This is a genomic window from Haloactinopolyspora alba (assembly GCF_003014555.1).
Taxonomy (GTDB): Bacteria; Actinomycetota; Actinomycetes; order Jiangellales; family Jiangellaceae; genus Haloactinopolyspora; species Haloactinopolyspora alba.
In genome coordinates, this window is the sequence record NZ_PYGE01000018.1 from 91869 (window position 1) to 102725 (window position 10857).

Genomic DNA, 10857 nt, shown 5'->3' on the forward strand with positions numbered 1-10857 from the left:
GTCCACGGCGTCACCGGCGATAGCCGGCGCGCTGTTCGAGCCGTGCCACCCGCTCGGCCATCGGCGGGTGGGTGCCGAACAGTCTCGCGACTCCCGCTCGATGCACCGGCGTGGCCAGCATCAGGTGGCTCATCGCGACGATCTGCCGCTCGGGCGGCAACACCAGCCGCCGTGTGCTGTGGTCCACCTGGCGCAGCGCCGACGCCAGGCCGAGCGGGTCGCCGGTGATCCGTGCCGCGTCGGCGTCGGCGTCGTACTCGCGTCGCGAGCCGACACCAGCGCGGACGATGCCGGCGGCGAGCGGGGCGAGCACGACCAGCAGCAGCCGGGCGGCGCGACCGGGACCCGCCCGCCCCGGACCCGGGGCGAACGCGTTCGCCCCGGTCGGCGCCATCACGAGACTCGCGACCACCGCCACGGCGGCGCCGACGAGCGTGTCCCGGCGCCGGATGTGCGCGAGCTCGTGCCCGACGACCGCCCGCAGCTCGCGCTCGTCGAACAGCGCGAGGGCGCCCTCCGTGCAGCACACCGCCGCACGCGCGGGGCGACGGCCGACGGCGAACGAGTTGACCGCGCGCGTCGGGCTGACGTGGATCGTCGGCATCGGGACCCGCGCCGCGACGCTCAGCTCCCGGACAGCGCGGTAGAGAGCGGGCTGCTCGGCCTCGCCGACCGGGTACGCGCGCATCGCGCGCAGCACGATCACGTCGCCGCGCAGGCAGACACAGCCGAGCACCGCGGACACCGCGAGCACGGCCAGAACGATTCCCGGCCAGCCCCACGGGACGGCGAGGGCCATCGCACCCACCGAGACCGCCCCCAGCAGCGCGACCGCCCTCATCCGGTTGCGATGCACTCTCACCTCTCGTCCGATGCACCGCACGCCGGTCGTACGGTGCCGATGGGGTCAACGGCCGGTCCGGGCCCCGGGTTCCACGACACGACCGCCCACCGGACAGCCGTCTTGAATAGCAAGACGTGCTTCTCATCACCTGGACGGGATTCGGGGACGGCTCGCCGGTCGCCGTAGCATGGTCGACCGGTGGCAGTTTGAGGGACCGGCCCCCATGCCAGGCACCGTTAGGAGGCGTCGACACACGGTGACGGTGAAGCAGGTACGCGAAATCGACCGTGTGGTGATCAGATTCGCCGGCGACTCCGGAGACGGAATGCAGCTGACCGGTGATCGATTCACTGCTGAGACCGCTTCCTTCGGCAACGATCTCTCGACACTGCCGAACTTCCCGGCCGAGATCCGCGCTCCCGCCGGAACGATGCCGGGCGTGTCGAGCTTCCAGTTGCACTTCGCGAACTACGACATCCTCACACCCGGCGACGCGCCGGACGTCCTGGTCGCGATGAACCCGGCGGCGCTGCGCGCGAACGCCGGCGACCTGCCCAAGGGCGCGACCATCATCGTCGACACCGCCGACTTCACGTCGCGGGCGCTGAAGAAGGCCGGCTACGAGTCCAACCCGCTCGAGGACGGCTCACTCAGCGCCTACAAGGTGCACACCGTCGACCTTTCCGGCATCACCATGGAGGCGCTGACCCCGTTCGGGCTCAGCCGCAAAGAGGCCTCGCGGTCGAAGAACATGTTCGCGCTCGGCCTTGTGTCCTGGATGTACGGACGCAGCATCGACGGCACCGTCAACTTCCTCGAGGAGAAGTTCGCCGGCAAGGAGAACATCCGCGACGCCAACATCGCCGCGTTGCGCGCCGGCTGGAACTACGGCGAGACCACCGAGGACTTCGCCGTCAGGTACGAGGTCAAGCCCGCCGCACTGCCGTCCGGCACGTACCGCAACATCACCGGCAACCTCGCCCTGTCGTACGGCATGATCGCCGCCGCGAAACAGTCGGGGCTGCCGCTGTTCCTCGGCTCCTACCCGATCACCCCGGCGTCGGACATCCTGCACGAGCTCTCCAAGCACAAGCGCTTCGGCGTGCGCACGTTCCAGGCCGAGGACGAGGTCGCCGCCATCGGCGCAGCACTCGGCGCGTCGTTCGGCGGCGCGCTCGGGGTCACCACCACGTCCGGACCGGGTGTCGCACTCAAGGGCGAGACCGTCGGCCTCGCGGTCTCCCTCGAGCTGCCGCTCGTGCTGGTCGACGTGCAACGCGGCGGGCCGTCCACCGGTATGCCCACCAAGACCGAGCAGGCCGACCTGTTGCAGGTGCTCTACGGGCGCAACGGCGAGTCCCCGGTTCCGGTGGTCGCCGCGTCGTCGCCGTCGGACTGCTTCGACGCCGCCATCGAGGCCGTGCGCATCGCGGTCACCTACCGCACGCCCGTCGTGCTGCTGTCCGACGGTTACCTGGCCAACGGCTCCGAGCCGTGGCACATCCCGGACGTCGACACGTTGCCGGCCATCGCGCCCGGTTTCGCCACCGAGCCGAACCACCAGGCCGACGGCGACGAGAAGCCGGCCGAGTTCTGGCCGTACCTGCGCGACCCCCAGACGCTGGCCCGGCCGTGGGCGGTGCCGGGCACCGCCGGGCTCGAACACCGCGTCGGCGGCATCGAGAAGCTCGACGGCGCGGGCAGCATCTCCTACGACCCGGCGAACCACGACCGCATGGTGCGCCTGCGCCAGGCTAAAGTGGATGGAATTGCCGGCATCCCAGATCTCGACGTCGACGACCCGAACGGCGACGCCCAACTGCTGGTGCTCGGCTGGGGTTCGACCTACGGGCCCATCGGCGCGGCCGTGCGGCGGGCACGACGGGCGGGGCACTCGATCGCCCAGGCCCATCTGCGGCACCTCAACCCGATGCCCGCCAACACCGGCGAGGTGCTGCGTTCCTACGACCGCGTCCTCGTTCCGGAGATGAACCTCGGGCAACTCGCACTGCTGCTGCGCGGGCGCTACCTCGTCGACGTCGTCAGCTACAACAGGGTGCGAGGGCTGCCGTTCAAGGCCGAGGAACTGGCCGACGTGATCATGGAGGAGGTCGGGTCACTGTGAGTGGCGCAGCGACGAGCGAGGAACGAGCGAGGACCGGAGCGCGAGCCGGCCAGCCTGTGAGCGCGTCCACCGACATCGGCATGCCGGGGCTGCGGGACGTACCCGCCACCGACGCGCCACAGAACAAGAAGGACTTCACCAGCGACCAGGAGGTCCGCTGGTGCCCCGGGTGCGGCGACTACGCCGTGCTCGCCTCGGTGCAGGGCTTCCTGCCCGACCTCGGGCTGGCGCGAGAGAACATCGTGTTCGTCTCGGGCATCGGCTGCTCGTCGCGGTTCCCGTACTACATGAACACGTACGGGATGCACTCCATCCACGGCCGGGCACCGGCCATCGCGACCGGCCTGGCCGCCTCGCGCCCGGACCTGTCGGTGTGGGTCGTCACCGGCGACGGCGACGCGCTCTCGATCGGCGGCAACCACCTGATCCACGCCCTGCGGCGCAACGTCAACATGACGATCCTGCTGTTCAACAACCGCATCTACGGGCTGACCAAGGGTCAGTACTCCCCCACCAGCGAGCAGGGCAAGGTCACCAAGTCGACGCCGATGGGCTCGTTGGAATCGCCGTTCAACCCGGTCTCGCTCGCGCTCGGCGCCGAGGCCACCTTCGTCGCTCGCACCATCGACTCCGACCGCGCCCACCTGACCTCGGTGCTCAGCGCCGCCGCAGCGCATCGCGGCACGTCGCTGGTCGAGATCTACCAGAACTGCAACATCTTCAACGACGGCGCGTTCGAGATCCTGAAGAACGAGGACAGCCGTGACGAGGTGCTGATCCGCCTCGAGCAGGGCGAGCCGGTACGTTTCGGCGCCGAGGGCCAGTACGGCGTGCGCCGCGACCCGGCGAGCGGCGGGTTCGAGGTCGGCCCGAGCGACGACCCGAACCTGGTGGTGCACGACGCCACGGACGACGACCCCACCCAGGCGTTCGGCCTGTCCCGCCTCGCCGACCCCGGGACGCTCGCGCGCAGCCCCATCGGCATCTTCCGCCAGGTGGACCGCCCGGCGTACGGCGATCTCATGGCCGAGCAGCTCGACGAGGCCGTCGCCGCGAAGGGTGACGGCGACCTCGGCGCGCTGCTGCGCGGCAGCGACACCTGGACGGTCGGCTGAGGCGCCGGCCGCGGACCGTGGGTGGCGCTAGGGGTGCTGGTGTGCCCCAGGTGACCGGCCGGACGAACAGGTGGCGTCGCCGGGCGGGTAGGACACCGCGCCCTCGAAGGTGATCTTGCCGTTGGTCACCGTCATGAGCCTGGTGGCGGCGGCCAGGCAGTCGCGCGGCTGGGTCAGCAGGTTCTCGCGGGTCACGACGAGGTCGGCGTACTTGCCCGGCTCGACGGTTCCGCGTTCGTCCTCCTCGAAGCTGGCGTAGGCGCAGTCGGCGGTGATCAGCCGGAGGCCGTCGTGGACGGTGACCCGCTCGTTCGGGACGAACCCACCGGTGGGGCTGTCGTCGAACTCCTGCCTGGTGACCGAGCGCTGCAGCCCCCACAACGGGTCGAGAACCTCGACGTTGAAGTCGGTGCCACCGGCCAGCGTCAGCCCGCGCTTGCGCATCGTGTCCCACCGGTACGACTCTTGTCGCGTGCGCTGCCGGCCCAGGGCGCTCTCGGCGAACCGGTGGTCGGTGGTCGGGAAGCTGAGCTGGATACTGCCGACGACACCGCGGTCGGCCATCCGGTCCAGCAGGTCGTCACCGGCCACCTGGACGTGTTCGAGGCACCACCGGTCGGCCGGCGTCACGCCGGCCTTGTCGTAGGCGTTGAGCATCGTCTGGATGCCGAGGTCGCCGATCGCGTGCGTGGTGATGTTGAACCCGAGCTCGCGGGCCCGGGCGACGTCGGCGTCGGCGCGCTGCTGGGCGAGGAACAGCACACCGTGCGGAAGATCCCAGTCGTACGGGTCGTCGTTGTAGGGCTCGCGCAGCGCGCTCGTCCGCGGGCCCAGCCACCCGTCGGCGTACATCTTGACCCCGAGGATCTTCACCCACTCGTTGCCGTAGCCGCTGGTCCACCCCAGTTGGGCGGCGCGCTCGATGGCGCCCCACCGCACCCGGACGAGGTGCCGCACCTTGAGCCGGTCCTCGGCGGCGAGCTGGAAGAGCGCGTCCAGCACCCGGAGGTCGGTGAGACCGGCCTCGACGACGGTCGTGACGCCCTGCTTGGCCGCCTCGTCGTGCATGCGCAGGATGCTGTCGATGAGCTCCTGGTCGACGGTGCCGTGCCGGAACTCGTCCACCGGGCTGTGGCCCTCGGCGAGGGTGTCGATGTGCCCCTGGCCGACACGTCTCCTGCCCTCGAACGCCGCTTCCTCGTCGTACCCGTCCCAGACCGGGCGGTACGTCTGCGCGTCCGCACCGCCGTCGGCGACGTTGAGCAGGTGCGTGTGCTGGTCGCGGAAGCCCGGCGCGACGAAAGCGCCGTCGAGGTCGACGACGCGGGTGCCGTTGCCGGCCCATGCCAGGACGTCGCGGTTCGGCCCGACGGCGACGATGCGCCGGCCGGAGACCGCGACGGCTTCCGCGTCCGGCGCGTGCGGCACGCCGGTCCAGACGGTGCCGGAGTGCAGCACCAGGTCGGCCGGCGCGGAGCCGGACCGCGGGCCGGCCGCGGCCGGGTGCGCGGTGAGGCCGAGCGCGCCGGCACCGGCTCCGGCACCCAGAATCCGAAGCACTCGGCGCCGGTCGAGCTGGTGGATCGGGCCCACTCGCGGGGAGTTGGCGTCGTCGACGTGGGACATGTGGCCTCCACTTGACGGGGACGTCGGATGTCGCGTCAACACCGAAGTCTTCTGTGAGCCATGTCCGTCAGTCAAGATCTCGTCCACGAAAAACTGCGCCGCCACGGGCGCCAGGCCGGAAATCGTTGTGCACACAACCACGATCGCCGACGTTCCGGCGCCGTCTCGCGTCATGAGCGATTCACGCGTTCGGTGCTGCTCTTCCGTAGGATGCGCCCGTGAGCTCGTCCCGGTCCGGTATCGCCTTCGCCGTCGGCGCCTATGGCCTCTGGGGCCTGTTCCCGCTGTACCTGAAGCAGCTCTCGGACATCGGCGACATCGAGGTGCTGGCGCACCGAATCGTCTGGTCGCTGGTCTTCGTCGGGTTGATACTCGCCGTGACCCGGGGCGTGGCCGCGTTCCGGCGGATCGGCCCGCGCGGATACGGGCTGCTGGCACTCGCCGCCGCGGTCATCACCGTCAACTGGGGCACGTACATCTGGGCCGTCAGCAACGACAAGGTGGTCGACGCCTCACTGGGCTACTACATCAACCCGCTGGTGACGGTCCTGCTCGGCGTCCTGGTCCTCGGTGAGCGGATGCGCCGCGACCAGTGGGTGGCCATGGCCATCGCCACCGCGGGCGTCACCATCCTGACCGTCGGCTACGGACACCCGCCCTGGGTCGCCCTCACCCTCGCGTGCTCGTTCGGCACGTACGGGCTGATCAAGAAGAAGGTCGGCGCCGGCGCCGTGGCCAGTCTCGGGATCGAGACCAGCGTGCTGTTCCCGGTCGCACTGGCCTACCTGGTCGTGCTCGACACCGGCGGAGCGGCCAGCTTCGCCCGTACCGGCTGGACGGACACGCTGCTGCTCGCGGGCTGCGGCATCGTCACGGCGGTCCCGTTGATGCTGTTCGGCGCCGCGGCCGTGCGGGTGCCACTGACCGTACTCGGGCCGCTGCAGTACATCGCGCCGACCACGCTGTTCCTGCTCGGCGTGCTGCTGTACGACGAGCCGGTGTCGACGACACGCGCCGTCGGCTTCGTGCTGATCTGGACGGCGCTCGCCATCCTGACGATCGGAGCCATCCGGCGCGCTCGCCGCCAGGCGCGGCCGCCCGAGGCGACGGTACGCACCGGCGCACCCGCCGACTGATCCCCTCGCCCGTACGATGTGAGCTGTGAACCGGCGCAGAACAGCAGGCGGACGGCCATGACCGTCGACCCGGCGGACCCGATGCCGAAGTACCTCCAGCTCCGGGAGCTCCTGCTCGACGAGATCGACCGCACCCTCGAGGTGCACAGCCCGGTGCCGTCCGAGCGTGAGCTGGAGGCGCGCTACGGCCTGTCCCGCATGACCGCTCGCAAGGCCCTCGACCAGCTCGTCGCCGAAGGCCGCCTGTACCGGGTGGCGGGCAAGGGCACGTTCGTCGCCGCCCCGCGCATCGAGCTGCCGCTGCGGCTCACGTCGTTCAGCGACGACATGCGCGCCCGCGGGCTCGTGCCCGGCGCGCAGGACATCGGGCACGCCTACGGGCCGGCCGGCGCCACCGTCGCCGCACACCTCGGTGTCGCCGACGACGAGCCGATCCACCGCCTCACCCGGCTGCGCACCGCCGACGGCGAGCCGATGGCCGTCGAGCGCTGCCACCTGCTGGCTTCGGTCACACCCGGTCTGCTGGACGAGGACCTCAGCGGACGGTCGCTGTACGCCGTGCTCGCCGAGCGCTACGGCATCGTCTTCGACTCCGGCGACGAACGCATCCAGGCGGCCAACGCGGACGACGACGACGCGCGCCTGCTCGACGTCCGGCCCGGAGCGGCGCTACTGCGGCTGCAGCGCATCTCGCGGCGGCGCGGCCAGTGCATCGAGTTCACCGCGTCCAGCTACCGCGGCGACCGCTACCAGCTGTCCGCGTCCATCGACTCCCCCGGCGGGCCGGTCAGCCTCGACTGAGGCGCGCCGTCGTCAGTCCAGCTCGGGGATGCGCGAGTGGTACGTGTCCATGACCGACTCGTTCGACTCGCCCTCCGCCGTGTTGGCGCTGCGCCACATCGGGATCTCCAGGCCCCGCTCGACCGCCTCGACGTGCGCGGCCGCGAGGACGAGGTTCCACACGAACACGTTCGCCAGCGACGACAACGGCGCGGTGGCCGCTCCGTCCGGCGGCCATGCCGCGTCCCCCGGAGGCACCAGGGTGTCCAGCGTCCGGTCGGCCAGCTCGTACAGCCGGCGGCCCGCACGCAGCGGAGCCGCCGAGCTCGCCGCGGTCGAGGTGACGGCGACGACCGTCGCCCCCGCCTCCGACGACAACTGCGCCAGCTCGACCGGATACGGGTTGATGCCCGAGTTGGAGAAGATCACGACGACGTCGCCGGCGCCGACCGCGTAGCGCGACAGGACGTCCGCGGCCAGGCCGGACTCCCGTTCGGCGGTCGTGCTCGCCCGCGCCCCGTTCAGCGGGAACAGTCGCGGGTCGTGCACCGGGCGGACGAACGCCAGCCCGCCGGCGCGGAAGAAGGTCTCGTTGACCGCCGCCAGCGAGTGCCCCGCGCCGGCCGCGTAGACCAGATGGTCCGCACTCCAGCACCGCACGATCAGCGAGCCGACGGCGCTCGCCGCGCTCGCGTTCGCCGCCTCGACGGCGTGCAGGAAGTCCCGCATCATGGCACCCGAGCCGTCGCCGGGCGACGGGTCCGCCCCCGTCATGGCGCACCGTCCAACAGCGCCCGCATCCCCTCGCCGCTGCCGGCCGCGCGCAGCTCGTCGGCGAGTCCGGCCTGCAGCCGCTTCGCCAGCCCGGCGAGCATCGCGACGTGATCGCCGTCGTCCGTGGCGCTGAAGGCCAGCACGAGGTCGACCGGATCGTTGTCGGGATGCCCGAACTCGACCGGAGCGGCGAGCCTCGCGGCGACGACGCCGGATGCGTGCGCGCCGCCCTCGGGACGGGCGTGCGCCAGCGCGAGGCCCGGCGTCAGCACGATGTACGGGCCGTGCTCCTCGACCGTCGCCACGCACGCGTCCGGATACTCGGCACTCGCGGCTCCCGCGTCGACGAGCAGTCCGGCGGCGGCGCGAACGGCCGCACGCCAGTCGCGCGCTTCGACGCCGACGGCGCCGGCGACCGTGTACTCGCTCACGCCAGCCATCCCTGCTCCCGCAGCGGCTCGCGCAGCTGTTCGGTGAGCCCGTCGGCGTCCAGGAAGTCGCTGATCGTCACCACGACCGGCGCGAGATCACCGAGGTCGTCGGTGTGCATCCCCTGGCCGACGACGACGTCCGGCGACATGCCGCGTGCACTGGACACATCGGTGTTCTCGACCGACGCCTCGAGCCCGAGGGCCTGCATCGCCGACTCCGCCGTCATCTTCAGGATCAGGCTCGACCCCATGCCGACGCCACACACCGCCAGGACCTTCAGCGGCTCGCCTCGTTGTGTCATCCGATGTCCTCTCTACTTCTCCTCGGCCGCGGCGGTGTCCGCGTCGACGGTCTCGGTGGGGCGGCGCTCACGCCGGCCGAGCGCCAGCAGGACGCCGACGGTCGCGGCGAGCACGATGGCGGGCAGCACCCAGATCCCGCCGGGCATCGCGCTCAACGGCTCGCCGGCGGCCATGAGCAGCCATCCCACGGCGTACCAGTCGGCGTCGGCGAGCGTCGCGAGCTCGGGCGCGGTGTCGGAGTACAGCTGCCAGCCGATCCACTGGCCGAACCCGAGCACGAACCCGTTGACGACGCCGCCGAACACGGCACCGCGCCAGCCGGCGACGGCGTTGCCGAACGCGCCGGCCGCGCCGCCGCCGAAGAAAAGCATGATCATCGGCGGCACCAGCACGAACCAGCCGGTCGCCGCGAACACGCCCATCAGCACCAGGAAGGTGGCCGTCGTGGCCAGGAACCCGACCATCACGGCCGTCGGCGCCTTGGGGAAGATCGTCGGGACGTCCAGGGCGGGACGCGAGTTCGGAATGATCTTGTCGCTGATGCCCTTGAACGCCGGGACGATCTCGGCGAGGAACATCCGCACGCCGTAGAGCAGGATGGCGATACCGGCGGCGAAACGCAGCGCCGCGATGAACCCCCACGCCCACGGGCTGATGGACTCGTCGTAGGCGGCCGCCTGCTCCGCCACCACGTCGTGGTCGGCGAAGACCATCGCCACCAGCATGATGACGCCGATGACCAGCGCCGTGCTGACGGTGACGTCCTTGAAGAACGACAGCTGACGCGGCAGCTTCAGCTTCTCGGTGTCGTGCTCCTCCGGATCGCCGAGCCGCTTCGCGCCGTAGCCGGCGGCCAGGTTCACCACCGAGGTGGTGTGGGCCAGGCCGAAGTCGCTCGTGCCGACGACGCGGCGCATCAGCGGGGCGATCCACAGCGGCTGCAGCGTCCAGTAGCAGGCGAGCACGACCGACCCGACGACCACGAGCGGGACCGCGTCGACCTCGCCGAACGCCTCGACGAGCGTGGCGGCGACGACGACGCTCATCCAGAACAGCAGGTGACCGGTCAGGTACACGTACCGTGCCGCCGGGAAGATCCGCACGAGGATCAGGTGCAGAAGGAACCCGAACGCGATCACGAGCGGCACCCGCGAGCCCGCGCCCGCGAGGAAGTCGTTGAGCGTGTTGTCCGCCGAGGGCGCGTCCAGCCCGACGGCGCTCGAGACGATCTCCTGGAAGCTGGACAGCCCGCCGGTGAAGATGTCGATGCCGATCAGCAGCACCACCACCCCGACGGTGGCGCGCAGCGTCCCGCCCACGACGTCCTCGACCGCCTTGCGCTGGGCGACGAGGCCGGCGAGAGTGATCAGCCCGATCAGGATCGGGACCTGGCTGAAGACGTTGTCGGCGATCCAGACGACGACGTCCTGCGTGGCGTCCACGGCGAACCTCCGCTGCAGGTGTGGGAACGGTGAAGACGGCGCTATCCGGTATATACCAGGCTCCGGCGGCCGTGCAACCGAGCGGCGGGGTCACCTTCGCGATGGGGTGGTGGGGCGGACGTGGGCGGCGTCACATCACCAGGCTTTTCCCCGCATCACCAGGCCTGCAGGGGTGGTGACGCATGGAATTCCGGCTGTTGTGACTGATCCGTGGGTCAGGTTCGGCCTGGGAGGTTGGGGCGGTAGCCGCCGAGGTTGAGCATGGTGAGGGCGATGAGGGG

The 10857-nt window shown here is 71.0% G+C and carries 10 protein-coding genes; 4 read left to right on the forward strand and 6 right to left on the reverse strand.

Features of this window, described 5'->3' with window-relative positions:
• Positions 1 to 10 precede the first annotated feature (10 nt).
• Positions 11 to 841 carry a M48 family metalloprotease gene (locus CLV30_RS20450; protein WP_205741079.1) on the reverse strand — a complete coding sequence of 277 codons (831 nt, stop codon included), beginning with the start codon at positions 839 to 841 and terminating at the stop codon, positions 11 to 13.
• 226 nt (positions 842 to 1067) lie between these two features.
• On the opposite strand from CLV30_RS20450, the gene CLV30_RS20455 reads away from it, so the two are divergent.
• On the forward strand, positions 1068 to 2969 hold the full coding sequence (locus CLV30_RS20455; protein ID WP_211300086.1) for a 2-oxoacid:acceptor oxidoreductase subunit alpha: 1902 nt from the start codon (positions 1068 to 1070) through the stop codon (positions 2967 to 2969).
• An 80-nt stretch (positions 2970 to 3049) separates the two neighbouring features.
• Complete coding sequence (locus tag CLV30_RS20460; protein WP_106539107.1) at positions 3050 to 4084, forward strand: 2-oxoacid:ferredoxin oxidoreductase subunit beta; 1035 nt, start codon at positions 3050 to 3052, stop codon at positions 4082 to 4084.
• A gap of 27 nt (positions 4085 to 4111) precedes the next feature.
• Here CLV30_RS20460 and CLV30_RS20465 read toward each other — a convergent pair whose 3' ends face one another.
• The gene (locus CLV30_RS20465; RefSeq protein WP_106539084.1) at positions 4112 to 5710 is read right to left on the reverse strand and encodes an amidohydrolase; all 1599 of its coding nucleotides are present in this window, start codon (positions 5708 to 5710) and stop codon (positions 4112 to 4114) included.
• A 218-nt stretch (positions 5711 to 5928) separates the two neighbouring features.
• On the opposite strand from CLV30_RS20465, the gene rarD reads away from it, so the two are divergent.
• Together rarD and CLV30_RS20475 are read left to right on the forward strand one after the other, a co-directional pair.
• Positions 5929 to 6846 carry an EamA family transporter RarD gene (rarD, locus tag CLV30_RS20470; RefSeq protein WP_106539085.1) on the forward strand — a complete coding sequence of 306 codons (918 nt, stop codon included), beginning with the start codon at positions 5929 to 5931 and terminating at the stop codon, positions 6844 to 6846.
• A gap of 57 nt (positions 6847 to 6903) precedes the next feature.
• Positions 6904 to 7647: a GntR family transcriptional regulator gene (locus CLV30_RS20475; protein WP_106539086.1), complete on the forward strand. Its 744-nt coding sequence runs from the start codon at positions 6904 to 6906 to the stop codon at positions 7645 to 7647.
• 12 nt (positions 7648 to 7659) lie between these two features.
• Here CLV30_RS20475 and CLV30_RS20480 read toward each other — a convergent pair whose 3' ends face one another.
• Genes CLV30_RS20480 through CLV30_RS20495 form a run of 4 tightly spaced genes read right to left on the reverse strand, consistent with a single transcriptional unit; the run spans position 7660 to position 10576 of the window.
• Positions 7660 to 8400 (reverse strand): sugar isomerase domain-containing protein, encoded by a 741-nt coding sequence (locus tag CLV30_RS20480; protein WP_106539087.1) that lies wholly within the window; start codon positions 8398 to 8400, stop codon positions 7660 to 7662.
• Positions 8397 to 8831: a PTS sugar transporter subunit IIA gene (locus CLV30_RS20485; protein ID WP_165358739.1), complete on the reverse strand. Its 435-nt coding sequence runs from the start codon at positions 8829 to 8831 to the stop codon at positions 8397 to 8399. The genes CLV30_RS20480 and CLV30_RS20485 overlap by 4 nt, the downstream gene beginning before the upstream one ends.
• Entirely contained in the window at positions 8828 to 9133 is a 306-nt protein-coding gene (locus CLV30_RS20490) for a PTS sugar transporter subunit IIB (RefSeq protein WP_106539089.1), read from the reverse strand. The genes CLV30_RS20485 and CLV30_RS20490 overlap by 4 nt, the downstream gene beginning before the upstream one ends.
• Before the next feature lie 12 nt (positions 9134 to 9145).
• On the reverse strand, positions 9146 to 10576 hold the full coding sequence (locus CLV30_RS20495) for a PTS ascorbate transporter subunit IIC (RefSeq protein WP_106539090.1): 1431 nt from the start codon (positions 10574 to 10576) through the stop codon (positions 9146 to 9148).
• Positions 10577 to 10857: the final 281 nt, after the last annotated feature.